This window comes from Natrialba sp. PRR66, from assembly GCF_034808065.1.
GTDB classification, from domain to species: Archaea; Halobacteriota; Halobacteria; order Halobacteriales; family Natrialbaceae; genus Natrialba; species Natrialba aegyptia.
Genome location: NZ_JAXHGN010000059.1, coordinates 1 through 279, shown reverse-complemented (window position 1 = coordinate 279; position 279 = coordinate 1). Strand labels below are relative to the sequence as shown.

1 protein-coding gene is annotated in these 279 nt (G+C 67.4%); it reads left to right on the top strand.

Annotated elements, in window-relative coordinates; all coding sequences use genetic code 11:
* Window positions 1–279, top strand: a 279-nt coding sequence (locus SM755_RS23480; RefSeq protein WP_323174812.1) for a phosphate uptake regulator PhoU, incomplete at both ends; no start/stop codon positions are given.

Here is a 279-nt window from a genome sequence, read left to right as displayed (position 1 = left end):
CGCGGTGACGCGGATGCGGCTGATCTCCCAGTCGATGCTCGAAGACGCGGTGACGGCGCTGGTCGAGAACGACGACGACCTGGCCCGGGACGTGATCGAGCGCGACGACGACGTGGACAGGCTGTACTTCGTGGTGTCGCGCATCTTCCGGGCGACGCTGCGCTCGCCGCGAGCGGCCAAGGAACTCGGACTCCCGCGAGAGGTGTGTTTCGACTATCACTCCTCCGCCCGCCAACTCGAACGGATCGCCGACCACGCCGCGAAGATAGCCCACCTCGC